Source organism: Sphingobacteriales bacterium, from assembly GCA_016706405.1.
GTDB lineage: Bacteria > Bacteroidota > Bacteroidia > Chitinophagales > UBA2359 > BJ6.
In genome coordinates this window covers 102,736-128,189 of sequence record JADJJT010000001.1, presented here as the reverse complement: position 1 = coordinate 128,189, position 25,454 = coordinate 102,736, and the positions used below count along the sequence as shown (strand labels likewise).

Genomic DNA, 25,454 nt, shown 5'->3' with positions numbered 1-25,454 from the left:
CAATTAAAACAAAAAACGATTAAAACTGAAATAAATAGCTATGCAAAACAGTATTGCTTCCCACCTTGTAGGGCTTAATGACAGCGAGGTCGCCACTGCCCGTAAAAAATATGGGGACAACCGGATGGAAGCCGCTTATAAAGCCAGTTGGCTAAAATTGCTGTTAGAGACCTTAAAAGAGCCAATGCTGCTTTTGCTCTTTGCCATATCGAGTATTTATTTAATTGTTGGCAATTACGGCGAAGCATTATTTATGTTTTTGGCAATTATTGCCGTTTCAGCGATTTCTTTTTATCAGGATAACCGGAGCAAGAACGCCTTAGAAGCCTTGGAAAAACTGAATGAGCCGCTAAGTACCGTCATTCGAAATGGCAAATCAATTCAAATACCCACACACGAAATTGTTGTCGGCGATTTTTGCGTTACCGAAGAAGGGAAAGTGATTAACGCTGACGGACTTATTATACAAAGTAATGATTTTTCGGTCAACGAAGCCTCGCTTACCGGAGAAAGCCTGCCTGTTTTTAAAAATCCCGAAACAGCCGATAAAAATGTATATAGTGGCACCTTAGTTGTTTCGGGGTTAGTTGTTTTTCAAGTAGAAAAAATTGGCAAAAATACCCGTATAGGCAAAATCGGGCAATCTTTACAAAATATAAAAGAGGAAATTTCGCCCTTGCAAAAACAAATCACACAATTTGTTCGGTCAATGGCAATTATTGGAATTGTTGTTTTCTTATTAGTTTGGAGCTTTAGTTATTTACAATCGGGCGATATTCTTAAAAGTTTATTGGCAGGTCTTACCCTGGCCATGTCTGTTTTACCCGAAGAAATTCCGGTAGCCTTTACAACTTTTATGGCCTTGGGTGCCTGGAAATTAATGCGCGAAGGCATCATCATAAAAAGAAGTACTATTGTCGAAACCTTAGGAAGTACAACAGTTATCTGTACCGATAAAACAGGCACTATTACCGAAAACACCATGCAATTAAAGCACCTTTATGCGTACAATACCGATAAGGTTTTCGATGAAAATAATTTTGATGACCCTACCCTTTCCATGCTGATTAATTACGCTATGTGGGGTAGCGAGCCGGTTCCTTTTGACCCCATGGAAAAAATACTGCACAAAGTATATGAACAAACACAGAAATATGATGAGCGAAAAAACTACCAAATGTTTTATGAATACCCGTTAGAAGGTAGGCCTCCCATGATGACACATATTTTTGAAAATCCGGAAAGAAAACGGATTATTGCGGCAAAAGGTGCTCCCGAAGCCATTCTTAATGTTTCTACCCTATCTGAGAACGAAAAAACCAAACTAAGAAGCCTTGTTAAAACTTTTGGGCAGAAAGGTTTTCGGGTTTTAGGTGTAGCCAAATCTAATTTTGAAGGCGATAAGTTTCCAGCTTCGCAACAGGATTTTAAGTTTGATTTTCTTGGCTTAGTAGTGTTTTACGATCCTCCCAAAAAAGGTATTAAAAAGGTTTTTCAACAAATTTACGATGCCGGAATAAAAGTAAAAGTAATTTCGGGCGACAATACTGAAACCACAAAAAGCATTGCAGCACAGGCCGGAATTATAAATACTGCCGATGCCATTGAAGGTAAAGAAATTATGGACTACTCAGAAGAACAAGTACAGCAAATATCCGGAGAAAAGATATTGTTTACAAGAATGTTTCCCGAAGCCAAACTTGCCGTAGTAAATGCGCTGAAAAAAAACGGTGAAGTGGTTGCCATGCTTGGCGACGGTGTAAACGATGGCCCCGCCCTTAAAGCAGCTCATATTGGCGTGGCAATGGGCAGTAAAGGCACAGAAATAGCAAAAGCTGCCGCTGCTTTGGTAATTACTAATGACGATTTGGAAAAACTAATTATTGGAATTGCCGCCGGGAGAAGAATTTATGCCAATATTAAAAAGGCTGTTCAGTACATTATTTCTATTCATATACCAATTATACTTACGGTTTCTCTGCCCTTGTTTCTGGGATGGGTGTTTCCGCAAATTTTTACACCCGTTCATGTTATTTTTCTCGAGTTGATAATGGGGCCAACCTGTTCTATTGTTTATGAAAACGAACCTATGGAAAAAAACACCATGCTACAAAAACCCCGAAAAATGACCGATACTTTTTTGAACCGGAAAGAACTTGCTATTAGTATTATTCAGGGCTTAATGATTACTGCAGGGGTGTTATTTGCTTATCAATGGTCTGTTCAAAATGGAGGCAGCGAAGAAAAAACAAGGGCAATAGTATTTACAACTTTAATATTTGCTAATATTTTGTTGAGTTTGGCCAATCGTTCGTTCTATTACAGCATGTTTGAAAGTTTTAAAAACAAAAATTACTTATTTTTAATGGTCATTGGCTTAACGCTGGTCTTACTTTTTGCCATTCTTTATGTTCCGCCATTTGCCAACTTTTTCCATCTAACTAAATTACATATCAGGGAATTGGGCTTAGCGGCAGGTATTGCATCGGCAGTTGTGTTATGGTTTGAAATATATAAATGGCTGAAACGAAAAAAATGAAAGTTTATAAGCGAAAACAAAATACTTTTTCGTTACTTCACTTTTGGTTTTGAGGCAGAGTGGTTAAAAATAATATTCAACAAATAAATATATAATTATTAACTCCAAACCGAACTTTGTCAATTTTGAAAGACGTTGTATTATCTAATATCGTAAAAACCTACAATAAAGGCCAAGTAAAAGCAGTAAATAATGTTTCTTTTGAAGTAAACAAAGGCGAGCTGTTTGGCTTAATTGGGGCAGACGGGGCGGGCAAAACCAGCATTTTCCGGATACTTACCACCTTACTTTTACCCGATAGCGGCACGGCCTCGGTAAATGGTTGCGATGTGGTAAAAGATTATAAAATTATTCGCAAAAACGTAGGCTATATGCCCGGCAAATTTTCGTTATATACAGATTTGACCGTTGAAGAAAACCTAAACTTTTTTGCCACCTTATTCAACACAAGCATAGCAAAAAATTACGATTTAATAAAAGACATTTATGTTCAGTTAGAGCCGTTCAAAACTCGCAAATCCGGAAAATTGTCGGGTGGCATGAAACAAAAATTAGCCTTGTGTTGTGCCTTAATTCACAGGCCAATGGTTTTATTTTTAGACGAGCCAACCACAGGCGTAGATGTCGTTTCAAGAAAAGAGTTTTGGGACATGCTAAAAGGCTTAAAGCAGCAGGGCATTACCATTTTGGTTTCTACACCTTATATGGACGAAGCTACCCTTTGCGAACGCATTGCCTTGATACAAAACGGCAGTATAATGTCTATTGATGCGCCCGATATTATTGTAAAGCAGTTTCCGGATAAATTATTTGCAATAAAGGCAATAAATATGGGCAGGCTTCTTGCTGTCTTGCGAAGCAACGCTCAAATAAAAACTTGTTTTTCGTTTGGCGACTTTCATCATATAACCCTTCAAAATGACAACGAGCACACGCAAAACGAACTATTACAAACCTTGCGCAATAATGATTTTTATGACGTTGAATTAAAACAAATTGCACCAAGTATTGAAGATTGTTTCATTGGGTTGATGGCCAATAACCACCAACTATAAGCAAATAGTTAACCATGACAAACGAAATAGTAATAAAAACAGATAAACTTACCAAGCGCTTTGGCAATTTTATAGCTGCCAACGAAATTACATTTGAGGTTTATGCCGGCGAAATATTTGGATTTCTTGGCGCTAATGGTGCCGGAAAAACAACTGCTATGAAAATGCTTTGCGGCCTTTCTAAACCCTCCTCCGGAAGGGCAACCATTGCAGGCTTTGATGTTTACAAGCAAACCGAAAAAATCAAAAAAAACATCGGATACATGAGTCAGAAATTTTCATTGTACGAAGATTTAACGGTAATAGAAAATATACATTTTTTTGGCGGCATTTACGGTTTACCCAATAAGCAGTTGAAAGAAAAAAGCAATGAACTCCTTGAAACATTAGGTCTAAAAAGCGAAGCAAAAAAATTAGTTTCCTCGTTGCCCTTAGGCTGGAAGCAAAAATTAGCTTTTTCGGTAGCCGTTTTGCACGAGCCAAAAATTGTTTTTTTAGACGAACCCACCGGCGGCGTTGACCCAATAACAAGGCGGCAGTTTTGGGATTTAATTTACCAAGCAGCCGACAGGGGTATAACCATTTTTGTAACCACACACTATATGGACGAAGCCGAATACTGTAACCGCATTTCTATGATGGTGGACGGCGTAATAAAAGCATTAGACTCGCCTGCAAACTTAAAACAACAATACTCGGCCACCTCAATGAGTGAAGTATTTTATGAATTAGCCCGAGGCGCGGAAAGAGCCAGCGACTAATAGCCCCCAGCCAACAGCCAATAGCCAATAGCCATCAGCCAATAGCCATCAGCCAATAGCCATCAGCCAATAGCCAATAGCCAATAGCCACCAGCCAACAATATGAAACAGTTTCTATCATTTGTACGAAAAGAATTTTATCACGTTTTCCGAGACAGCAGGACCTTGCTCATGCTATTTGGTGTGCCCATTGTGCAAATTGTTTTGTTTGGTTTTGCCTTGACTAACGAAATAAAAAATTCAAAAATTGTAATTTGCGACTATGCTAAAGATGAAGCCACACAACAAATTATTGGCAAATTTGCAGCAAGTAAAAATTTTCAAATTACGAAAACATTAATGAGCCACAAACAAATTGAGGAAGCATTTAAAGCAGAAAACATAAAATTAGCAATTATTTTTCCGGCTAATTTTAACCAAGATTTGTTACACTTAAACAAGGCGCAAGTGCAGTTAATTGCCGACGCATCTGACCCAAATACGGCTAATACCTTAACAAGCTACGCCACCAATATTATTATGGATTATCAGCGGGAGTTGATGGAGAACAATACACTGCCACTCCGGATAGTTCCCGAACTTCGCATGTTGTATAATCCCGAATTAAAAGGGGCAACAAATTTTGTTCCGGGAATTATGGCCTTGGTCTTGATGTTGGTTTGTGTAATGATGACCGCTGTTTCTATTGTTAAAGAAAAAGAAATGGGCACCATGGAAGTACTTTTGGTTTCGCCGTTTAACCCTATTATGGTTATCATTTCAAAAGCTATTCCCTACTTTTTTTTATCGCTAATTAATCTTAGTGTAATACTTGTTTTAAGCGTTACCCTTTTGGCTATGCCAATTAACGGCAGCGTATTATTGCTGTTTGCCGAGAGTATTTTATTAATAATTACGGCACTGGCCTTGGGCTTGCTTATTTCAAACGTAACAGAGTCGCAGCAAACGGCCATGCTTATTTCAATGATGGGCATGTTAGTACCTACTATTTTATTTACAGGTTTTATGTTTCCTATCGAAAATATGCCTGTTCCGTTACAACTTATTTGCAATATTATTCCTGCAAAATGGTACTACACCATTGTAAAATCAATTATGATTAAAGGGCTGGGGTTTAGTGCTATATGGAAAGAAACTTTAGTACTTTTAAGCATGACTTGCTTTTTATTGGTAGTGAGCTTCAAAAAATTTAAAATCCGGTTGGCATGAGAACGTTAAAATTTTTACTCCAAAAAGAATTCAAACAAATATTCCGCAACAAAGCGCTGTTGCCATTGATTTTTGTTGTGCCAATAGTACAGTTGCTCTTACTGCCGCTGGCCGCCGACTACGAAGTAAAAAACATAAATATTTCAATAGTTGACCACGACCATTCAACGTATTCGCAACAGCTAATTTCAAAAATAACTGCTTCCGGATATTTTAAATTAGCAGATTTTAGCCCATCTTTTACCTCGGCATTAAAACAAATTGAAAAAGATAAATCTGATTTAATTTTAGAAATACCCCAGGGTTTCGAAGCAAATTTAACGCGCGAAAACGAGCAAAAATTATTTATTGCCATCAATGCCATCAATGGCGTAAAAGCAGGCTTAGGTGGCGCCTATCTTAGTGAAATTATTACCGCCTACAACGCCGATATTCGTTTACAATGGATGCAGCCAACTAAATTTAACGCCACACCCCTTATTTCCATCGCCTCATCAAACTGGTTTAACCCAACTATGGACTATGCGTTTTTTATGGTTCCGGGAATTTTAGTAATATTAGTAACAATGATAGGCTCCTACATGTGCGCCTTAAATATAGTAAAAGAAAAAGAAGTCGGCACCATCGAACAAATAAACGTTACCCCTATTAAAAAATATGAATTTATATTGGGCAAGCTCATTCCGTTTTGGGTAATTGGTATGTTTGTGTTTAGCATTGGCTTGTTTTTTGTTGCGCGTTTTGTTTACGGCATCGTTCCTGTTGGCAGTTTAGGGCTGCTGTATGGCTATTTGGCAATTTATTTAATTGCACTTTTGGGATTTGGCCTACTTATTTCTACTTTTGCCGAAACACAGCAACAGGCAATGTCTGTAGCATTTTTCTTCGTGATGATATTTATGTTAATGAGCGGCTTATTTACCCCCATTGACGGAATGCCCAACTGGGCTTATAGGATAGCAAAAGGCAACCCGGTAACTTATTTTATTGAAGTGGTGCGAATGATTGTACTAAAAGGAAGCAGTTTTGCCGACATCAAAAATCATTTTTTAATAATGATTGGGTTTGCCGTACTTTTAAACAGTTTTGCAATTTTGAATTATAAGAAAACCAATTAAAAAAAAACATCAATTCTAATGACTAAACAAAATCCATTTGTAAGAGAAGAACGCGATTTTTTGAAAGGTGCGCGCTCTCGTTGGGCCGAACTGAAATACACCCTAGGCGTAATTGTGCAATTTATAAAAGGGTTTCGCGTTTTGCATTTTTTAGGACCTACAATTACCATCTTTGGCTCGGCAAGGTTTAACGAAGGTAATGAGTATTACGAGTTGGCACGAAAAGTAGCTTACCAATTAGCAAAACAAGGATTTGCAATTATGACCGGCGGCGGGCCCGGAATTATGGAGGCAGGCAACCGAGGGGCAAAAGAGGCCGGAGGCGTATCTGTTGGCTGCAATATAGTACTGCCGCACGAACAAAAAGGAAACCCCTATTTAGACCGAGTTGTAACCATCGACTATTTTTTTGTCCGGAAAGAATTATTGCGCAAATATTCCTTTGCCTTTATCATCCTTCCGGGTGGGTTCGGAACATTAGACGAGTTTTTTGAAACCGTTACCCTCATTCAAACAAAAAAAATTGAAAAAATGCCTATTGTAGTTATGGGCTTAGAATATTACAAACACATTAAAGACCATATTGACCGCATGTGGCACGAAAAAGCAATTAGTGAGGAAGATTTGAACCTCATTCTTTTTTCCGATAATCCGGATGAAGTGATAGAACATATTTCAAGGTATGCCACACAACATACCGGATTAAAACTCAAACCCGCAAAACCTGCATCATGGGTTTTAAGAGAAAAAAAAATACCAAGCAGCCCAAATATAACAACAATAAACAGTATAGTCAAAGAAACCACTCATCATGACCTTATGTTGCATTATATCATTATGGCGATGCCTCCCCTTTAATTTTTACGCTAAATGGAAGATTTACGCCAAATAACCGAATTTAAATCCTCGCCCGAATTGGTCGAGAAACTATACAAATACGGTATTCAAAAAAACTACCAGTCCGGGAGCGTAATACTTAACGAAAATGCACCTATTCGCTCTATTCCCATTGTTACACAAGGCACCTTAAAAGTTATCCGGACAGAAGAAGACGGCAGAGAAATATTACTCTATTACATCAAAGCAGGCGAAAGTTGTATTATGTCTTTTTTGGGCGGCATACACAACGAAACAAGCAAAGTAAGAGCCGAAGTGGAAGAAGATGCCGAAATTTTGTTTTTGCCCGTTGATAAAGTTTCCTTGTTCATAAAAGAATACCCACAATGGTTAGATTATATTTTCCGTTTGTATCATAAACGCTTTGAAGAATTGTTAGAAATTGTCAATGCAGTTTCCTTTAAAAAAGTAGATGAGCGGCTATTGAATTTGCTCAAAAAGAAGGCCGAATTAGCCCAGTCAAAAACCATTCAAACAACCCACGAGCAATTAGCCAATGAATTAGGAACCGCGCGGGTTGTTGTTTCCCGGCTGCTAAAACAGCTTGAAGAAAACAAGATACTTAAATTAGGCCGAAATAAAATAACCCTTGTGTAACCAAAGTAGCTGTACAGATTTTTGATACAGTGTAATTTTGCAGCATCAATTTCAAAAATCTATGGATATTGCAGGCTGTTTAGCATCTATTTTTATTGGTATGGCATTAGGGCTAATCGGTGGCGGTGGCAGTATTCTTACCGTCCCTGTTTTAGTTTACCTTTTCAATGTAGATGCGGTTTTGGCAACTGCCTATTCTCTTTTTATTGTCGGCTCAACAAGTGTTGTAGGCTCATTTTCTTACTTCAAAAAAGGGTTAGTTAATATCAAAACTGCTGTCGTTTTTGGTATTCCCTCAATCATTTCCGTTTTTCTCACAAGGGCACTTATCGTTCCAGCTATTCCGGCTAAAATTTTTACCATCGCAAGCTTTATCGTTACAAAAAGTATATTGCTGATGCTGCTTTTTGCTGTGCTGATGATTTTTGCCTCCTACAATATGATTAAAAAAGAGAAAGAACCAACCGAAAAAGCTCCGGAAAAACAAAAATTCAATTATCCGTTAATCTTTATTGAAGGTATTGTTGTTGGTATGCTTACAGGCTTAGTGGGTGCGGGCGGTGGATTTTTAATTATTCCGGCATTGGTAGTGTTAAGCAAACTTCCCATGAAAGAAGCCGTTGGAACTTCATTAGTAATTATTGCCGCAAAATCATTGATTGGTTTTTTGGGCGAAAGCAGTGAAACCCAAATTGACTGGCTTTTTTTGGCAAAAATTACTGCCTTTGCCATAACCGGAATTTTTATCGGCATGGCTTTGGCTAAAAAAATTGACGGCTCAAAACTTAAGCCCGCATTTGGTTGGTTTGTATTGGTAATGGGCATTTACATCATCATAAAAGAAACCTTACTCAATTGATAATAAATTATAAACTTTTTTAAATAAACATTTATGTCACAAACACATTTTTACGAAGTAAACGTTCAATGGAAAGAAGGGCGAATTGGCGAATTATCTTCCCCATCACTCACATCAACCATCGAATGTGCTACGCCGCCCGAATTTCCTAACGGCGTACCCAATATATGGTCGCCCGAACATTTGTATGCAGCGGCTATCAATAGCTGTTATATGGCAACATTTTTGGCAATTGCCAACAACTTAAAGGTAGAGTTAGAAGATTTCAATTGCAAAACCATTGTAAAATTAGAAATGGTAGAAGGCAAATACCTAATAACACAGGCCGAAATTTTGCCCATAATTAAATTGGCAAATCCGGAAAAAGATACCGAAAAAGCAATACGTGCAGCCGAAAAAGCTAAATCTGCATGCCTTGTTACCAATTCAATGAAAACAGAATCCACCTTAAATTACTCGTTGAATTAAACGAGAAAAAACTAAAAAATCCGGATATTAAAAACACTTTTAAATATCTATTTTTAAACTTTTAACTAATTTTGTAACTAACAGTAGCTGAACCCAAAAAATCTAATCCGAATTTTGTAAGCTCAAACAAATAAACAACCATAAAACAAGTAAATTAACATGAATATCGAACAAATTTATACAGGCTGCCTGGCGCAAGGTGCTTATTACATCACTTCAAATGGCGAGGCAGCCATTATTGACCCCCTGCGCGAAACGCAACCGTATTTAAACCGTTTGGAAAAAGACGGTGCAAAACTCAAATACATTTTTGAAACCCATTTTCATGCCGACTTTGTAAGCGGACATTTAGATTTGAGCAAAAAAACAGGCGCACCCATTGTTTACGGCGCAACGGCAAATCCCGAATTTGAAGCCATCATTGCCCATGATAATCAGGTGTTTGAATTGGGCAATATAAAAATTAAAGCCTTACACACGCCCGGGCACACCATGGAAAGCACTTGCTATCTATTAATTGATGAAAACGGAAAAGAAACCGCTTTATTTAGCGGCGATACCTTATTTTTGGGCGATGTAGGCCGACCCGACCTCGCACAAAAGGCCGCCAACTTAACACAAGAAGAATTAGCGGGCTTACTTTACGAAAGCCTTTACAACAAAATTTTGCCCTTGCCCAACGACATAACTGTTTATCCGGCACATGGAGCAGGCTCGGCTTGCGGTAAAAACATGATGAAAGAAACGGTGGACAGCTTGGGCAATCAAAAGAAAATGAACTATGCCCTCAATCAACCAAACAAAGAAGCATTTATAAAAGCCGTTACAGACGGTTTGTTGCCGCCGCCTGCCTATTTTGGCATGAACGTAGCCATGAACAAAAAAGGTTACGAAAGTTTTGAAAACGTGTTGAGCCAAGGCATGAAAGCACTATCGGCACACGAATTTGAAACCGCCGCCGAGGCCACAGACGCACTAATTTTAGACACGCGCAGCAGCACCAATTTTGCAAATGGTTTTATTCCACAGGCTATAAGCATAGGGCTGCGCGGCGATTTTGCCCCTTGGGTGGGCGCACTTATTGCCAACGTGCAACAACCAATTTTGCTTGTTACCGACTTAGGTAGCGAAGAAGAAGCTATTACCCGCCTTAGCCGAGTGGGCTTTGACAACGTCTTAGGCTATTTGGCCGGAGGCTTTGACGCATGGAAAAATGCCGGAAAAGAAATTGATACCGTAAACCGTATTTCTGCCGAACAATTTGCCAGCGAAGTAAAAATACCCGAAAACACCATCCTTGACGTGCGCAAAGAAAGCGAATACGCCGCCGAACACATTGAACAGGCTTACAGCAAACCATTGGCCAATATTAACGACTGGGTTAAAGACATAAACCCGCAGCAACATTTTTACCTGCATTGCGCAGGCGGCTACCGCAGCATGATTGCCGCAAGTATTTTACAGGCACGTGGCTACCGCAATTTTACCGAAGTGGACGGCGGTTTTAACGCCATTGCCAAAACTAATATTCCAACAACCAATTTTGTATGTCAAAGCAAAGTATTAAACTAATTTTCATCTCAATAACCATATTAACAATGTTTGGATTATTTAAAAATATATTCGCACCAACCGACAACAACGAACTGAAAAATGCTTTAAAAAATGGTGCGTTTTTAGTAGATGTTCGCACGCCTGCCGAATTTTCGGGGGGTAGCATAAACGGCGCAGTAAACATTCCGTTAGACGATGTACAAAAGCAATTATCAAAATTTAAAAATAAAAAAAGCATCGTTGTTTTTTGCCGGAGCGGAAACCGAAGCAGCCAGGCAAAAAGTATTTTGGAACAAAACGGCTTTCAAAATGTAATCAATGGCGGAACCTGGCAAAATGTAAACCAATTAATTAACTAATCATTAAAAAAATAAAAATAATGAAAAAAAACATAGGATTAACCGACAAAAGAATCCGGATATTAATAGCAATTTTAATAGTTGTTTTATATTTCACAAACACTATTTCCGGAACATTAGCCATAGTATTGGGCATTTTTGCCTTCGTACTTGCCCTCACGTCTTTCATTAGTTTTTGCCCGTTGTATTTGCTTTTTGGTATCAATACCTTAAAAAAAATGAAATAATGGACAATTATCTCAAAAATTGGAATTTTATGCGCCTACTTCGATTGGCCTTAGGTATAATTATTATGGTGCAAGGTGCTTTATCAAAAGAGTGGATATTTGTTGCAATGGGCGCGCTATTAACATTAATGCCATTACTAAACATGGGCTGTTGTAGTACTTCGGGTTGCAACACACCCATAGCAAAAAGCAATAAGAAAACTAATGATATAACCTATGAAGAACTACCATAAAAAACTACTATTGAAAAGCATCGCTTTTTCGTTGGCGCTAATTGTATTTTCTTCGTGTAGCAGTAACAAACAAAAACTTTTATCTCAAGAAGAAAAAAATACATGGCTACTTTTGGGCGACAGTATTTCTGTTGATATGCAAAACACACTGCTAAAAAATGTATCCGGAGCTATACAAAAAGGTGGAACAGATTTTGCCGTTGAGTTTTGTAATATTAGGGCCATGCCACTTACCGATAGCATTGCTAAAAATTTTAAAGTGCAAATCCAGCGCTTGAGTGATAAAAACAGAAATCCGGAAAATACTATTCAAACACAAGCAGACAGTTTGGCTTGGGAGAAAATAAAAACAGAAAAAACTCACTTTATTGAACAAGACAAAGATGGAGCAGTAGTTTATTTCAAACCAATTTCCATTGCCATGCCAACTTGTATCAAATGCCACGGTAACAAGACCGACATCATTGAGAGCACGCAAAAAATTATCGCCCAAAAATATCCGGATGATAAAGCCACTGGTTACAAAATGGGCGATTTAAGAGGCATGTGGAAAATAAAAATCAACAAACAACAATGAAAATCTTTTTAAAAAAATATTTACTAAGCATCATAGGTCTTTTACTTGGAGCAACAGCGGGCTATTTCTATTGGCAATTTATAGGTTGTAGTTCGGGCACTTGCGCTATTACGTCAAACCCTGTAAACAGCACCCTTTATGGTGCAGTTATGGGCGGACTTTTATTTTCAATTTTTCAGAAAGATAAAAACAAAGCGCTATGAGTTTTCAGGAGCTAATCAATCAAAATAAACCCGTATTAGTAAATTTTTCAGCCAATTGGTGCGGCTATTGCGTAAAGATTTTACCTGTTTTAGAGGAATTAAAAAATCGGGTGGGCGACAAGGCAAATATCATCGAAATTGATATAGACAAGGACTCGCAAGTCGCAAACACCTATAATATACGCGCTGTACCCACCATTATTATATTTAAAAACGGAGAAATTCGCTGGCGACAAGCTGGCGTTTTTCCGGCAAACGAATTAGAACGACTTATTCACGAAAGCCTATAATAAAACTAAAACATGATAGAATTTTTAAAACAACCCTGGGCATGGTATGTAGCGGGGCCATTAATAGGTTTAGCTGTTCCTGCCTTATTGATTTTAGGAAATAAACCATTTGGCATCAGCTCATCTTTACGCCATATTTGTGCGGCTTGCATACCCGCCAATATTTCATTTTTCAAATACGATTGGAAAAAAGAAGCGTGGAATTTATTTTTTGTCTTTGGCATATTTTTAGGCGGGGTAATTGCCGCTGCCCTATTTGCCAACCCAAACCCCGTTGAAATCAACCCAAAATTAACAGAAGAGTTAACAACCTACGGCATTACAAACTACAATAATTTAGTGACGGTAGACATTATCAGTTGGCAATCTCTTTTTACCCTCAAAGGCTTTTTAATTATGGTAGTTGGTGGCTTTTTAGTGGGCTTTGGCACACGTTATGCAAATGGCTGTACCAGCGGACATTCGATTATGGGATTGTCTAATTTACAACCTTCCTCTTTAATAGCAACCATATTTTTTATGCTTGGTGGCTTTATTATGGCAAATTTTATTTTACCGCTTATTCTTTCACTTTAGCCCTAAAAAACAAATGCAACAAAGCATAAACACAGAAAAAGGCTTAGCAAACACTGAATTAAACGCAACGCCAACAAACGAAAACAGCTTAGCGCCTAAATGGTATCATAATTTAAAATATTTGATTGTAGGCATTCTATTCGGCATTATACTTGTTAAAGCCGAAATAATAAGTTGGTTTCGCATACAGGAAATGTTTCGCTTTCAGTCGTTTCATATGTACGGAATAATCGGCGTTGCCGTTATAGTTGGTATAATTTCCGTTTTCCTGATTAAAAAATTTAAAATCAAAACCATTCATGGCGAACCCATCGTCATTACACCCAAACCAGTCAATAAAGGACAAATTTATGGCGGCTTGATTTTTGGTTTTGGCTGGGCAATTACCGGGGCCTGCCCCGGACCTTTTTTTGCTCAAATCGGAGCCGGCGTAACAGTTATTGTTATTACACTTTTGAGTGCCATTGCCGGAGTTTGGGTTTACGGATTTTTTAGCGAAAAACTTCCGCACTAAACAAATATTATAAATCGACACTGCTAATACTTTACAATTTCCGGAAAGCGGTAGAAATCGAGCCGTCTGGAACTGAATAAAATTTTATTCAAAATACTGTTTATTCTTGACCTAAAAAATATTGAGTTGAGGCATTATAGTAGTAAACTTCCGGAATATTTGACCGAAGATTTATTGCTATATTTGTGTTTCAATCTAAACTATATGCCAACAAATAAAGTATTAATTTTATTTGCCTTAATTTGCGCTGTTTGCCTTTCGGCTAAGGTTTCCGCCCAAACACCCACAATTAAATGGTGGTACAATTTAAATGATGCCTCATTTGGTCAAACTGCCGCCGCCGATATAGATAACGATGGTAAACTTGAACTGGTTTTCGGGTGCTACCGCAACGACAGCTCGGTGTATGCCTTGAATGCCGAAAACGGAACCCTGCTTTGGAAATACAATACCCACCCCGAAGGTTTTGAGGGCTGCAATGACGTAGCACCTATTATTTACGATGTAGATAATGATGGCAGCATGGAAGTAATTGTTCCAAGCTCGTGCAATGCAAAAACCTATTGTTTTGACGGCGCAACCGGGGCGGTAAAATGGCAAACAACTACGCACGGCAGCGACTCGCCCCCTACAATTGCCGATATTGACAAGGATGGCAAACCCGAAATACTGCATGGCGAATTTGGCGGATACGTAATATGTATTAACGCCGAAGATGGCTCTGTAGCTTGGGAAATAACCGTAAACAGCAATTCGTGGATACAAACCGCTCCCACTATAGTAGATCTTGACAACAATGGGCAACTTGATTTTGTAGTGGCAAGCTGGGCATTTTCTCAAGATACTAATTATGTATATGCGTACAGAGGTAATGACCACACCCTGCTTTGGAAACACAAGGTTGAAGACGTTGTTTACCACGGAACAGCCGTAGCCGACCTCGACAGCGACAACAGACCCGAACTGGTTATTGGCGATTACAGCGGAAAACTCCACGTCTTGAACGGAGAAAACGGAACCGAATTATGGACACATACCGCCCCCAAAGATTACTATATCGGCTGCCCTGCCGCCATTGCCGACTTAGACGACAACGGCTCGTGTGAAGTCGTTTTTGCAGCATGGTTTCAAATGACAGCCTTGCAAAGCGACAGCAGTATTTTGTGGCAATATTCAATTCCAGATTATGCAAGCGCATTTCGTGGGGCCGCCTTGGCAGATGTAGATAACGATAATAAACCCGATGTGATTTTTGGCACCAGCACCGGAACAGTTATTGCCCTGAAAGGTACTACCGGAGCGCCAATTTGGTCTATTGACCTTGCAGCACATTACGGCGACACCCTCGATATCAACCATGCCCCAATAATTGCCGATTTTGATGGCGACGGCATTCTTGACCTTTTTATTATTGGCGGCGACACCAAATACCCCGACTTTCAGAATAATTATGGCAGAGCTTATGCCCTTTCAATAGGCGTTGGCGCAGGCCCCGACTGGCTGATGTTTCAACGAAACATCAGGCGAACTTCCTCCTTGTGCGAACTTGGAACAGTAGGCATTTCCGATTTTGCTGAAAATCATCCGGAGGGCACCCTTCAGGTACACCCTAACCCGGCAAAAAACACTACAATATTAAGCTTTTCAAATGCCGGAAACCGCCTTCATAGCCTTCAAATTTATAATGCTTTGGGGCAAAAAGTGCAAACTTACAAAACTATAACCGGCACAGCGGCCAAATTTGAAATTTCAGGGCTGCCATCCGGACTTTACTTCTTTACCTTGCTTAGCGAAAATACAATTATTGGCAATGGTAAATTTGTAGTAGAATAATTTTAGGGTTTGGTAATTAAATATGCAAAGTAAATTTAAGGCGCTTATTTTATAGGTGGCTTATCGTTTTTTTTGTGGTATTGCGCTAAAATCTGCTCTTTTTGTGGTGCATACAAAGGGTCGTGCTCTGCCAACAGTTGTAAAATAGCATTATAGGTTTTGTTTGACAGCCAGGGCAAATCATCGTGGGTGAGGCCGGCAGTGTCAATAGGGTTGGCATACATACAGGTTATTTGGCAAGGATAAAGCGGGGGTTTTTCGTTGGGCATTAAATTGCGTGCGCCAATTATGGCGGATGGTACCAACGGAATTTGCAAATCAATAGCAATACGAAAAGCACCACTATGAAAATCGAGCAAAGGCGGAAATCCGGAAGCATTGCGGGTGCCTTCCGGAAAAACTACAACCGAAATATTATCTTTACCTATTTGGCGCATTTGCTCAATACTTTTCCGGCGGCTTTCAGGGTCGTTTCTGTCAACCAAAATACAAGATTTAGCAAATAAATACCCCATTAAAGGGATTTTTTTTAGCTCAATTTTACCCAATGCAGTACAAGCACCGCCAAAAGCGGCTGGCCCCATTACAACATCGCCCAGCGAAGTATGGTTAGGGGCAAAAATGTATTGCCGGTTGGGGTCAATCAAGGGGTTTGGCACTACTTTTAAACGCACACCGCACAAAAAAGCCCACGAGCGCATCCAAAAGCGGTTGTACGCCATGTAACCGCGCTGGGCATGTTGCCGCTTAAATATAGACAGAAAAAAATAAACAACAATACCTACCAAAATAAAGGCTATAAACAATAAAAAAGCCCAAGCCGTAAACAAGTAGCGCAATACAATCATTTTTTATTTCCTTAGGGTAAAATAGTTTACTGAACAAACGGTGATTTTTTTAACAAATATACAACAATCTGCAACGCAACAAACCCCCAAGCTAATATTTGCAAAGGAATAACAATATTATAATTACACCTTGCCAAACCGGCGGTCGCGCTGTTGGTAATCATAAATAGCCTCGTAGAGGGCCATTTTGTCAAAGGCAGGCCAAAACTGGGGTGTAAAATATAACTCGGTATATGCAATTTGCCATAATAGGTAGTTGCTAATGCGCAATTCCCCGCTGGTTCGTATAAGCAGTTCGGGGTCGGGCATATTGCGGGTGGTTAAGTAATTGCCTACAATATTTTCGTTAATATCGGCAGGTTTAAGTTCGCCGGCAGCCACGTCGCGGGCAATTTGGCGGGCCGCTTCGGTAATTTCCCACCGCGCACTGTAGCTGAGCGCCAAGGTAAGCACCATGCCGGTGTTCGAGGCGGTAGTGCGTATAGACTGGTCAATTTCGCGCTGAATGCGGTCGGGCAGCAGTGTTAGGTTGCCAATTGCATTAAGCCTTATATTATTGTTGCGCAGGGTTTTTACTTCCGAGCGCAGCATTTGTACCAACAACTCCATTAGAGCGGTAATTTCAAAACTTGGTCGCCCCCAGTTTTCAGTCGAAAAAGTATAAAGCGTCAGGTATTTTATTCCCAATTCGGCACAAGCCTGGGTAATTTCGCGCACGGTAATTGCCCCTTGTTTATGGCCAAAAACTCGGTTTTGCCCTTGTAGTTTTGCCCAACGGCCATTGCCATCCATAATTATAGCAATATGCTGCGGCAAACGCGAACTGTCTATTAACTCAGGAAGCTGTATTTCGACTGACATTTTTTAAAACAAATGAAAATAATTATTGGGTTAGTGAGTTTGCTTACCGGTAATATGGTTAAAATTATAATACCGAGATTAAAATAAACTTGTTCCGGATAAAAAAATAAAGATACTAAAACAATGTATCCATAATAAAAATATCCGGATGAAAAAGATGGTTGTTTTGCCAACGTGGTTGCGTTCACAACACAAAAGCCGGCATAATTTTGGCTTTCAAGGGGTAAATTTCGGCAAGTTTTGTCAATTTAGTACAATATATTTACACTACGCACTATAAAACACAATAATTAAGCCCTATCTTTGCCCAAATTACCCTTACTACCCAATATAATATAGTAAAATAACCGTTTGTTTATTTTTTGTTAAATATGCCTGAAATTATACCCATGCCCCTTTTAAGCGACACCATGACTGAGGGTGTTGTAGCCATTTGGCATAAAAAAGTGGGCGATACTGTAAAATCGGGCCAGTTGTTGGCCGAAATTGAAACCGATAAAGCAACCCTCGATTTTGAAGCGCCTTCAGATGGGGTTTTGCTGTATCATGCCGAAGCAGGGCAGCCAATTAAGGTAAAATCGCTGTTGGCTATTATTGCCGAACCCGACGAAACCATAGATGTAGCCGCTATTGTAGCCTCGTTTGCCAACGGGCAACCAACAGCTACCCCGCCTACCCCTGCCACCACCACCCAAACTACTGAAAACCCCGCTGCTGTTGCTGCTACGCCTGCCACGGTGTCGCCGCCTGCCAACGAAACAACAACAACAAGTAATGAACGGCTTAAAGTATCGCCACTTGCCAAACGGCTTGCCGAAGCAAGTGAAGTACCCTTACACCAAATTGCCGGCACCGGCCCCGAAGGCCGTATTGTAAAGCGCGATGTAGAAGCATTTGTTCAAACCCAACAACAACAAACTACCACCACCACCCCCGAAACCGAAACCACTGCTGCACCCGCCGCCACTAACGATGCAAATGCCCGCGATGAGCGTGTAAGCCAAATGCGCAAAACCATTGCCCGCCGATTGGCTGAAAGCAAATTTACTGCCCCCCATTTTTACCTCAAAACAACCGTAACTATGGACGCGGCAATGGCAGCCCGCAAAACCCTAAACGAAATGTCGCCCGTTAAAATATCGTTTAACGACCTTATTGTAAAAGCGGCAGCCATGGCCCTGCGCCACCATCCGGCAATTAATGCCTCGTGGTTAGGCGATGTTATTAGGTATCATAGTAATATAAATATTGGTGTAGCCGTGGCGGTTGAAGACGGTCTTTTAGTACCCGTAATTGCCAATACCGACCAAAAATCGTTAAGCCAAATTTCGACCCAAACGGTTGCCTTAGCCGAAAAAGCTAAAACAAAAAAATTACAACCCGACGAAATGCAAGGCAATACCTTTACCATCTCGAACTTGGGTATGTTTGATATTGACGAGTTTACCGCCATTATTAACCCGCCCGATGTGTGCATTTTAGCCGTAGGTAAAATTGCCCAAGTACCAGCCGTTGTCAATAACGAAATCAAAATTGCCAACCATATGAAACTTATCCTCTCGTGCGACCACCGAGTAGTAGATGGGGCAACGGGGGCTAAATTTTTGCAAAGTTTGCGCGAAATGCTCGAAAATCCTATGCGAATGTTGGTATAGTTATAGCATGGCATAGTAATACAATATTATGCCATAAAATACAACCAAATTACGCTAACAATAACTGATTTGTAAAAATGCTTTTTAGCCGGGTGTCGTGGGTTACAATTACCAGCGCAGCATTGGCATTATGGGCGTGGTTTTTAAGTAAATGTGCTACGGCATAACAGTTGGCATCGTCTAAATGGGCGGTGGGCTCGTCGGCCAACAGCAATTGGGGGCGGTTTAACACGGCGCGGGCTATGGTTGCCCTTTGCTGCTCGCCCTGACTTAGTGCTTGCGGCTTGGCGTTGGCTCTATGACTTAATTGTAATTGTTCGAGTAGTTTGGCAATTTGTGCCGCGTTTTGGGGCATACCTGCCAAATTTTGTGCCAGCAATAAGTTTTGGGTAATAGTTAAGGCGCTTATTAAATGTGGTTTCTGAAAAACCAATCCAATATGTTGCCCTCTAAATTGATCTAAACCTGCTGCCGACAAAGTATTAATGGGTGTTTGACCTATTTCGATGCGACCTTGTTGTGGCGTTAATAATCCGGATAAAAGATGGAGCAAGGTTGTTTTTCCGCATCCCGAAGGCCCCAAAATAAGCAAAGCCTCTTTTCCGGCACAAAAAATATCCGGAAAAGCAAACAAAGTCGAATCTTTGGTTTTTGTCTTTGAACTGGGGTAAGAAAACTTTAGGTCGGTTGTTTTAAGCATACACATCTAATAACAATTAGCAGGGCGTATTGTTTTTACTATCTGTTTGAGGCCTTTAAGAGCCTAAAAGTTTACACCCAGCAATTTCCGGAATGGACTTTAAATTTACCCCAAATTCATAGCTCCGGCCAAAATATCGCCTAAACCACTCTGCCTTACCGTCGCCTTGCTGCTAATGGCCCATCAATAATATTAAAACAAATTTCATCATCTTGTTTTGTGTTTTTTTTGTACCTTTGTAGCTTCAATTTGTTGGCCTAACAAATAAACAAATCAGTTCCTAAATAATTAGCCATCCTTTACCGCTTATGAACTTTACCCTTACCGATGAACACTTGATGATACGGCAGGCAGCCCGCGATTTTGCTCAAAACGAATGTAAACCGGGTGTAATTGAACGAGACGACCTGCAAAAACACCCCACCGAACTAATGCACCGCATGGGCGAATTGGGCTTTTTGGGCATGATGGTTTCGCCCGAATATGGTGGTGCTGGCTTAGACACGATTTCGTATGTATTGGCTATGGAAGAAATATCGAAGGTAGATGCCTCGTGCTCGGTAATTATGTCGGTAAACAACTCGTTGGTTTGTTGGGGCCTTGAAACATTTGGCTCAGAGTGGCAAAAACAAACTTATTTACCACTTTTGGCAACCGGCCAAAAAATTGGCGCATTTTGCCTGTCTGAACCCGAAGCAGGCTCGGATGCTACGCAACAACGCACTACCGCCATTGATATGGGCGATTACTATTTGCTTAACGGCACTAAAAACTGGATAACTAACGGCGGCCATGCCGGGGTGTACCTGGTAATTGCACATACCGACCGCAGCAAAGGCAGCCGGGGCATTAACGCCTTTATTGTTGAGCGCGACTGGAACGGTGTAGTAGTTGGTAAAAAAGAAGATAAATTAGGCATTCGCGGCAGCGATACGCATACCATGTTGTTTAATGACGTGCGTGTACCTAAACAAAACCGGATTGGCGAAGATGGTTTTGGTTTTAAATTTGCCATGAAAACCTTAGACGGCGGGCGTATTGGCATTGCTTCGCAAGCGTTGGGCATTGCATCGGGGGCCTACGAACTTGCCTTAGCATACTCGAAAGAGCGCAAAGCATTTGGCGTTGAAATATCTAAACACCAAGCCATACAATTTAAATTAGCCGACATGGCCACCGAAATAGAAGCGGCAAGATTGCTTTGTCTTAAAGCTGCCTACTTAAAAGACCAGCAAAAATCGTATGCAGAAGCCGCTGCTATGGCTAAATTATACGCAAGCGAGGTTGCTATGCGCCATACCGTTGAGGCCGTTCAGGTACATGGCGGCTATGGTTTTGTAAAAGAGTACCACGTTGAACGCTTAATGCGCGATGCCAAAATTACCCAAATTTACGAAGGCACCAGCGAAATACAACGTATGGTTATTGCTCGCAGTGTTTTGGGATAATTAATTAACGCCATCCATAACCGGCGAACTAACCAACCAAAACTAAAATTGGTAATAAATAAACGGCTGTATATCGGCTGATTTTACTTGTACTACCAGCCAAATAACGGCTACTAATAATAATGCTTGTGCTATTAATGGCCACCGCGTGACATTATCTTGGTAATACTGTTCAATAGGTTGCGGTATAAAATGAATAAAATACCCCAATACCATAAACAATAAGATATGAGTATATCCGGATAAAAACTCAACAAAAACTTCCGGATGAAATTGCCATAGTATTTGCTCTATTATTTGTCGTGCCGTTTCTAAATCGGGCGCTCTAAAAAATATCCAGCAAAAGCACACAAAATTAAACGTTACCACCATACCTAAAAAATGGTTCAAATATTTTATTGCGCTATTAGTATTGGCTTTAGTATGATTTGATGCAATGGCTTTGCCCCAAATAGCCCTTTTGTTGTGATGATAAAATTTATGTGCCGCCAAAGCTAAACCGTGCAGGCCTCCCCAAATTATAAATTTAAACGAGGCACCATGCCAAAGTCCGCCCAGCAACATTGTAATTAAAAGGTTTATATAGGTTCGGACTTTGCCTTTTCGGTTTCCGCCTAAAGCAATATAGAGGTAGTCGCGCAGCCATGTTGATAAAGAAATATGCCAACGCCGCCAAAAATCGACAATATTGCGCGCTTGATAAGGGGCGTTAAAATTTGCCGGGAAATGAAATCCTAACAGCAAAGCAATGCCAATGGCCATGTCTGAGTAACCCGAAAAATCGCAATAAATTTGTAAGGCATAACCATAAATGGCAAATAAATTTTCGAGGCCGGTGTATTGCAGGGGCGTGCTAAATACCCTGTCAACAAAGTTTACCCCAATATAATCGCTGATAACTGCCTTTTTAAATAGGCCGGCAGCAATTAAAAACACGGCACGCCCCATCATTGCCTGCGTAACATGCGGCACTTGGGTTATTTGCGGTATAAAGTCGCGGGCGCGCACAATAGGCCCGGCTACTAACTGCGGAAAAAATGAAATATAAAAACCATAATTGAGCAAGCTATTTATGGGCTTTAACTCGCCTCGGTAAACGTCAATGGTATAGCTCAACGACTGAAAAGTAAAAAACGAAATACCCACAGGCAAAAATATATCCAAAGGCATAAAATTGCCTCCGGATAAATTTGACCAAATTTCGCCAAAAAAATTAGTATATTTAAAATAACCCAATAAGCCTAAATTGGCAACCAAACTTACTACTAACCAAAATTTACGCACTACTTTATGTTGCGCGGCATGTATGGCGCGGGCTAAATAAAAATCAACAACCGTTGAAACAAACAACAAACCCACATATACCCCGCTTGACTTATAATAAAAATACAACGAAAACGCCGTAATAAATACTACTTTAGGCAGTTGATGTTTATAAACCAAAGAATAGCCCAACATAAATACCAAAAAAAACAACAAAAACTGCCCACTATTAAAAATCATGGGGTTATTGCCGTCATAAGCCAAACTTTGCCAAATTTGGTTCATCATGGTTTGGTTCACTGAAATTAGGGCTAATTAAGGTTATTTGTACCGGATATTGTATTAGATTGTGCTATAAATAAGCAGCAGTTTGATTTGGCCGCAAAAGTACGCTATTAAGTTTCACTTAAAGGCAAACCATCTAAATAAGTTGCTACTTTTTTTATTGTTAATGTGCTATCCATTTAATTGTTTTGGGATTAGTTTGCCCATCGGTGGCAGTAATAAAATAATAGCCGGGCAAAGTATTTGCTAAAAAGGGTAGGTCTAAGTTTTGTTGCCCCGGTTCGACATTTATTAGATTATTGACTACCAAACGGCCATCAATAGTATATATTTTTATTAAAACACGAAGACTTTGCTGCGTATAGTTTGAAAGGCTAATAGTTTGGCCTAATCTTGCTTTAGCATCGGTATTTGCTGTTAAATCCCATCCGGAAGTATTGTTTGTTGCCGTTAATGTGTTTTTCCTGTCAATAAATATTGTTTGCAAGATTTGGGTAATACCTTCGGTTGTAACGTCGCGCAGTTGGTAGTAAGTATTTACAGGCGGGTAAGCATGGGTTAAGGAGTATAACTGTTGCGTACTGCTGTTTTGGTGTGCCGGCACTTGCCCCAAAAGTGTAAAATTATGGCCGTTTGATGAAGCATACACTTCAAAGCGTTGCGTATTTGTTTCACTGGCTGTAGCCCAGCTTAACTCGTTGGTGGTGGCTTGGGCAAATCCGGAAAAATACAATAATTCAACAGGTAAAATCGGCTTGCAGTTATTGGCTACTACTAAGGTGTCGGTGGTGGTGCATCCTTGCCATTGAATTGTAAGCCAATAAACCCCCTGCGTATCTATGTATAAAATAGGGTTGGCCGAGTTATTACTCCAAAGATAGCTATCGGCGGGAGTTTGCGATAGGTCGTACAACAAAACATCGGGGGCACAAAGGGCCGTGTCGGGGCCAAGGTCGAGGGTGGGCTGCGCAACAGTTACAGGCATGGTATAAGTGTTTGAGCAGCCGAATTCGTTGCTTGTAGCCGTAAGGGCAATATTGTAATTGCCCGGCGTGGTATAATGGTAGATGGGATTTTCAGCATCCGAGTCGAAGCCATCGCCGTAAGTCCAGTTATATTTAAGTGTACCCAAACAATTAATAGTACTTTGGTTTTGCAGGCTAAAACTATTGTTTTGCAAACATTGTTGCGTGCTATTGGTAGTAAAAAATGCTTGCGGATTAGGCAAAATATAGTCCATAGTAAAGGTATAAGTTGCCACCAAACCAGCAGCATCGGTAGCAGTAAGGGTATATTCGTTAGGGCAAACATCGTAAAGTTGCGCTCCGGTACTGCCGTCGCTCCAAACAAGGTCATAAGGTTCGGTGCCGCCAGTAACAATGGCATCTATAAAGCCATTACAAGCGCTGGCGCAGGTATTAAGCTGCGGAAACAGCAAGATACCAAAATACGAGGCACTTGTTTCGTAAATACCCATATCGGGATAGTTGCCGGCAGGGCGCGCGAAGCCTAAAATATCGGTTGCGCTATATAAATCGGGGTTTCCGGAGTCAATACAGGGGCTTGAGGGCATCAAGGCAAAATTATTAATGGTTTCATCAATAAATTGGGGGTTAGTGCTAATATTTCCGGTGCCCGGCCAGCCGCCTTGCACACAGCAATAGCTTACAACTGGCGGGCTGGATTCCCACAAATTGTCGCCATTATTGCCCCAAATAATAGAATTGGTAATAATAGGGTTGGTGTTCCAGTACGAGCTTATGCCCGCTCCGCCCGACACACAATAATTATTGGTAACAACACAGTTTTTTACCACCGGGCTGCCATAACCATGAAACCTAATGCCGCCGCCGCCTACTGCTCCGCCTTTGTCGCCAGCCGAGTTGCCGTAAATCAAACTATTTTCAATGACAATATTATGGCCGTGCATGGTAGCTATGCCGCCGCCATCATCAATAGCAGTATTAAAGCTAAAAATACAGTTTTTTATGGTGCAATAAGCATCCGAAAGGTTGTTGGTAATTTGCATTCCGCCGCCATGTGTTTGTACGTAGTTATGGTCAAACCAGCAGTGGTCAAGTGCAATGTATTTGCAGCCCACAAACATGCCGCCCCCTGTTTTGTTGGGACTTGTTTGGCGTGCATAGGCAATATAACAATAAGCAAATTGCAGGGTATCGGTGGGTAGCCCCGATATGCGAATACCGCCCCAGCCTTCTTCGGTATCAACGGGTACAAAACTTATCCAGTTTTGCGCGGTGCCTGTGGCGTTTAGTGCGCCATCAATATTAAAAGCGTAGTTGCCATGAAAAACCACTTCTACACCTGGTTCAATAGTTAAAGTTTTATCGGCTGGCAACACAATATCGCCGGTAACACAAATTGGGCTTTCGGCGGCTGTCCAAATGCCACTTACCTCGCCTTGTATTTGGGCTTGGGCGTTAAAAGTGGTTAACAAAACAAGGGCAAATAGTGCAACACTATAATACGAAAAGCGTAATTTTTTGGACATACACACAAAATAA

At 40.4% G+C, this 25,454-nt stretch carries 26 protein-coding genes; 21 read left to right on the top strand and 5 right to left on the bottom strand.

Translation table 11 applies throughout. The features are described 5' to 3' along the window. Positions 1–40: 40 nt before the first annotated feature. From IPI59_00565 to IPI59_00475, 19 genes are all read left to right on the top strand, one after another. Positions 41–2,539, top strand: coding sequence for a cation-translocating P-type ATPase (locus IPI59_00565; protein ID MBK7526066.1), 2,499 nt, complete (start codon positions 41–43; stop codon positions 2,537–2,539). A gap of 125 nt (positions 2,540–2,664) precedes the next feature. Next, positions 2,665–3,594, top strand: coding sequence for an ABC transporter ATP-binding protein (locus IPI59_00560; protein MBK7526065.1), 930 nt, complete (start codon positions 2,665–2,667; stop codon positions 3,592–3,594). Between the two features lie 14 nt (positions 3,595–3,608). Continuing rightward, positions 3,609–4,355, top strand: coding sequence for an ABC transporter ATP-binding protein (locus IPI59_00555; GenBank protein ID MBK7526064.1), 747 nt, complete (start codon positions 3,609–3,611; stop codon positions 4,353–4,355). 102 nt (positions 4,356–4,457) lie between these two features. Continuing rightward, complete coding sequence (locus IPI59_00550; GenBank protein ID MBK7526063.1) at positions 4,458–5,564, top strand: ABC transporter permease; 1,107 nt, start codon at positions 4,458–4,460, stop codon at positions 5,562–5,564. After that, positions 5,561–6,682 carry an ABC transporter permease gene (locus IPI59_00545; protein MBK7526062.1) on the top strand — a complete coding sequence of 374 codons (1,122 nt, stop codon included), beginning with the start codon at positions 5,561–5,563 and terminating at the stop codon, positions 6,680–6,682. Before IPI59_00550 ends, IPI59_00545 begins: the two co-directional genes overlap by 4 nt. 18 nt (positions 6,683–6,700) lie before the next feature. Continuing rightward, a complete protein-coding gene (locus tag IPI59_00540; protein ID MBK7526061.1) occupies positions 6,701–7,540 on the top strand; it encodes a TIGR00730 family Rossman fold protein in 840 nt (279 codons plus the stop codon). A 12-nt stretch (positions 7,541–7,552) separates the two neighbouring features. After that, positions 7,553–8,176 (top strand): Crp/Fnr family transcriptional regulator, encoded by a 624-nt coding sequence (locus IPI59_00535; protein MBK7526060.1) that lies wholly within the window; start codon positions 7,553–7,555, stop codon positions 8,174–8,176. A gap of 61 nt (positions 8,177–8,237) precedes the next feature. Next, entirely contained in the window at positions 8,238–9,035 is a 798-nt protein-coding gene (locus IPI59_00530; GenBank protein ID MBK7526059.1) for a sulfite exporter TauE/SafE family protein, read from the top strand. 33 nt (positions 9,036–9,068) lie between these two features. Beyond that, a complete protein-coding gene (locus IPI59_00525) occupies positions 9,069–9,503 on the top strand; it encodes an OsmC family protein (GenBank protein MBK7526058.1) in 435 nt (144 codons plus the stop codon). A 159-nt stretch (positions 9,504–9,662) separates the two neighbouring features. Then, positions 9,663–11,075, top strand: a complete 1,413-nt coding sequence (locus IPI59_00520) for an MBL fold metallo-hydrolase (GenBank protein MBK7526057.1) — start codon at positions 9,663–9,665, stop codon at positions 11,073–11,075. A gap of 26 nt (positions 11,076–11,101) precedes the next feature. Further along, the gene (locus IPI59_00515) at positions 11,102–11,416 is read left to right on the top strand and encodes a rhodanese-like domain-containing protein (GenBank protein MBK7526056.1); all 315 of its coding nucleotides are present in this window, start codon (positions 11,102–11,104) and stop codon (positions 11,414–11,416) included. Between the two features lie 20 nt (positions 11,417–11,436). Next, positions 11,437–11,643, top strand: coding sequence for a DUF2892 domain-containing protein (locus tag IPI59_00510; GenBank protein MBK7526055.1), 207 nt, complete (start codon positions 11,437–11,439; stop codon positions 11,641–11,643). Beyond that, positions 11,643–11,876 carry a hypothetical protein gene (locus tag IPI59_00505; GenBank protein MBK7526054.1) on the top strand — a complete coding sequence of 78 codons (234 nt, stop codon included), beginning with the start codon at positions 11,643–11,645 and terminating at the stop codon, positions 11,874–11,876. Before IPI59_00510 ends, IPI59_00505 begins: the two co-directional genes overlap by 1 nt. 10 nt (positions 11,877–11,886) lie before the next feature. Beyond that, positions 11,887–12,453, top strand: a complete 567-nt coding sequence (locus IPI59_00500) for a DUF3365 domain-containing protein (GenBank protein ID MBK7526053.1) — start codon at positions 11,887–11,889, stop codon at positions 12,451–12,453. After that, a complete protein-coding gene (locus tag IPI59_00495; GenBank protein ID MBK7526052.1) occupies positions 12,450–12,656 on the top strand; it encodes a hypothetical protein in 207 nt (68 codons plus the stop codon). Before IPI59_00500 ends, IPI59_00495 begins: the two co-directional genes overlap by 4 nt. Then, positions 12,653–12,946, top strand: a complete 294-nt coding sequence (locus IPI59_00490) for a thioredoxin family protein (GenBank protein MBK7526051.1) — start codon at positions 12,653–12,655, stop codon at positions 12,944–12,946. Before IPI59_00495 ends, IPI59_00490 begins: the two co-directional genes overlap by 4 nt. Before the next feature lie 12 nt (positions 12,947–12,958). Further along, on the top strand, positions 12,959–13,522 hold the full coding sequence (locus IPI59_00485) for a YeeE/YedE family protein (GenBank protein ID MBK7526050.1): 564 nt from the start codon (positions 12,959–12,961) through the stop codon (positions 13,520–13,522). A 13-nt stretch (positions 13,523–13,535) separates the two neighbouring features. After that, the gene (locus IPI59_00480) at positions 13,536–14,036 is read left to right on the top strand and encodes a YeeE/YedE family protein (GenBank protein ID MBK7526049.1); all 501 of its coding nucleotides are present in this window, start codon (positions 13,536–13,538) and stop codon (positions 14,034–14,036) included. 204 nt (positions 14,037–14,240) lie between these two features. Next, positions 14,241–15,869, top strand: coding sequence for a VCBS repeat-containing protein (locus IPI59_00475; protein MBK7526048.1), 1,629 nt, complete (start codon positions 14,241–14,243; stop codon positions 15,867–15,869). Positions 15,870–15,913: 44 nt separating this feature from the next. On the opposite strand, the gene IPI59_00470 is transcribed toward IPI59_00475, so the two are convergent. Further along, positions 15,914–16,717 (bottom strand): 1-acyl-sn-glycerol-3-phosphate acyltransferase, encoded by an 804-nt coding sequence (locus tag IPI59_00470; GenBank protein ID MBK7526047.1) that lies wholly within the window; start codon positions 16,715–16,717, stop codon positions 15,914–15,916. A gap of 123 nt (positions 16,718–16,840) precedes the next feature. Then, the gene (locus tag IPI59_00465) at positions 16,841–17,578 is read right to left on the bottom strand and encodes an isoprenyl transferase (GenBank protein MBK7526046.1); all 738 of its coding nucleotides are present in this window, start codon (positions 17,576–17,578) and stop codon (positions 16,841–16,843) included. A gap of 371 nt (positions 17,579–17,949) precedes the next feature. Between IPI59_00465 and IPI59_00460 the strand changes: the two genes are divergently transcribed. Beyond that, entirely contained in the window at positions 17,950–19,233 is a 1,284-nt protein-coding gene (locus IPI59_00460) for a pyruvate dehydrogenase complex dihydrolipoamide acetyltransferase (GenBank protein MBK7526045.1), read from the top strand. A 49-nt stretch (positions 19,234–19,282) separates the two neighbouring features. Here the strand turns inward: IPI59_00460 and IPI59_00455 are convergent, their stop codons facing one another. After that, complete coding sequence (locus tag IPI59_00455; protein MBK7526044.1) at positions 19,283–19,933, bottom strand: ATP-binding cassette domain-containing protein; 651 nt, start codon at positions 19,931–19,933, stop codon at positions 19,283–19,285. Positions 19,934–20,241: 308 nt separating this feature from the next. Here IPI59_00455 and IPI59_00450 point away from each other — a divergent pair, with 308 nt between their 5' ends. After that, a complete protein-coding gene (locus tag IPI59_00450) occupies positions 20,242–21,381 on the top strand; it encodes an acyl-CoA dehydrogenase (protein MBK7526043.1) in 1,140 nt (379 codons plus the stop codon). 42 nt (positions 21,382–21,423) lie between these two features. On the opposite strand, the gene IPI59_00445 is transcribed toward IPI59_00450, so the two are convergent. Then, positions 21,424–22,932 (bottom strand): MBOAT family protein, encoded by a 1,509-nt coding sequence (locus IPI59_00445; protein MBK7526042.1) that lies wholly within the window; start codon positions 22,930–22,932, stop codon positions 21,424–21,426. A 160-nt stretch (positions 22,933–23,092) separates the two neighbouring features. Further along, the gene (locus IPI59_00440; protein ID MBK7526041.1) at positions 23,093–25,441 is read right to left on the bottom strand and encodes a T9SS type A sorting domain-containing protein; all 2,349 of its coding nucleotides are present in this window, start codon (positions 25,439–25,441) and stop codon (positions 23,093–23,095) included. Positions 25,442–25,454 lie beyond the last annotated feature (13 nt).

What these genes read in the sequence shown, in the direction of transcription:
- IPI59_00565 (MBK7526066.1), top strand. Translation starts at nt 41, where the DNA reads ATGCAAAACAGTATTGCTTCCCACCTTGTAGGGCTTAATGACAGCGAG.
- IPI59_00555 (MBK7526064.1), top strand. Translation starts at nt 3,609, where the DNA reads ATGACAAACGAAATAGTAATAAAAACAGATAAACTTACCAAGCGCTTT.
- IPI59_00550 (MBK7526063.1), top strand. Translation starts at nt 4,458, where the DNA reads ATGAAACAGTTTCTATCATTTGTACGAAAAGAATTTTATCACGTTTTC.
- IPI59_00545 (MBK7526062.1), top strand. Translation starts at nt 5,561, where the DNA reads ATGAGAACGTTAAAATTTTTACTCCAAAAAGAATTCAAACAAATATTC.
- IPI59_00540 (MBK7526061.1), top strand. Translation starts at nt 6,701, where the DNA reads ATGACTAAACAAAATCCATTTGTAAGAGAAGAACGCGATTTTTTGAAA.
- IPI59_00535 (MBK7526060.1), top strand. Translation starts at nt 7,553, where the DNA reads ATGGAAGATTTACGCCAAATAACCGAATTTAAATCCTCGCCCGAATTG.
- IPI59_00530 (MBK7526059.1), top strand. Translation starts at nt 8,238, where the DNA reads ATGGATATTGCAGGCTGTTTAGCATCTATTTTTATTGGTATGGCATTA.
- IPI59_00525 (MBK7526058.1), top strand. Translation starts at nt 9,069, where the DNA reads ATGTCACAAACACATTTTTACGAAGTAAACGTTCAATGGAAAGAAGGG.
- IPI59_00520 (MBK7526057.1), top strand. Translation starts at nt 9,663, where the DNA reads ATGAATATCGAACAAATTTATACAGGCTGCCTGGCGCAAGGTGCTTAT.
- IPI59_00515 (MBK7526056.1), top strand. Translation starts at nt 11,102, where the DNA reads ATGTTTGGATTATTTAAAAATATATTCGCACCAACCGACAACAACGAA.
- IPI59_00510 (MBK7526055.1), top strand. Translation starts at nt 11,437, where the DNA reads ATGAAAAAAAACATAGGATTAACCGACAAAAGAATCCGGATATTAATA.
- IPI59_00505 (MBK7526054.1), top strand. Translation starts at nt 11,643, where the DNA reads ATGGACAATTATCTCAAAAATTGGAATTTTATGCGCCTACTTCGATTG.
- IPI59_00495 (MBK7526052.1), top strand. Translation starts at nt 12,450, where the DNA reads ATGAAAATCTTTTTAAAAAAATATTTACTAAGCATCATAGGTCTTTTA.
- IPI59_00490 (MBK7526051.1), top strand. Translation starts at nt 12,653, where the DNA reads ATGAGTTTTCAGGAGCTAATCAATCAAAATAAACCCGTATTAGTAAAT.
- IPI59_00485 (MBK7526050.1), top strand. Translation starts at nt 12,959, where the DNA reads ATGATAGAATTTTTAAAACAACCCTGGGCATGGTATGTAGCGGGGCCA.
- IPI59_00480 (MBK7526049.1), top strand. Translation starts at nt 13,536, where the DNA reads ATGCAACAAAGCATAAACACAGAAAAAGGCTTAGCAAACACTGAATTA.
- IPI59_00475 (MBK7526048.1), top strand. Translation starts at nt 14,241, where the DNA reads ATGCCAACAAATAAAGTATTAATTTTATTTGCCTTAATTTGCGCTGTT.
- IPI59_00470 (MBK7526047.1), bottom strand. Translation starts at nt 16,717, where the DNA reads ATGATTGTATTGCGCTACTTGTTTACGGCTTGGGCTTTTTTATTGTTT.
- IPI59_00465 (MBK7526046.1), bottom strand. Translation starts at nt 17,578, where the DNA reads ATGTCAGTCGAAATACAGCTTCCTGAGTTAATAGACAGTTCGCGTTTG.
- IPI59_00460 (MBK7526045.1), top strand. Translation starts at nt 17,950, where the DNA reads ATGCCTGAAATTATACCCATGCCCCTTTTAAGCGACACCATGACTGAG.
- IPI59_00455 (MBK7526044.1), bottom strand. Translation starts at nt 19,933, where the DNA reads ATGCTTAAAACAACCGACCTAAAGTTTTCTTACCCCAGTTCAAAGACA.
- IPI59_00450 (MBK7526043.1), top strand. Translation starts at nt 20,242, where the DNA reads ATGAACTTTACCCTTACCGATGAACACTTGATGATACGGCAGGCAGCC.
- IPI59_00445 (MBK7526042.1), bottom strand. Translation starts at nt 22,932, where the DNA reads ATGATGAACCAAATTTGGCAAAGTTTGGCTTATGACGGCAATAACCCC.
- IPI59_00440 (MBK7526041.1), bottom strand. Translation starts at nt 25,441, where the DNA reads ATGTCCAAAAAATTACGCTTTTCGTATTATAGTGTTGCACTATTTGCC.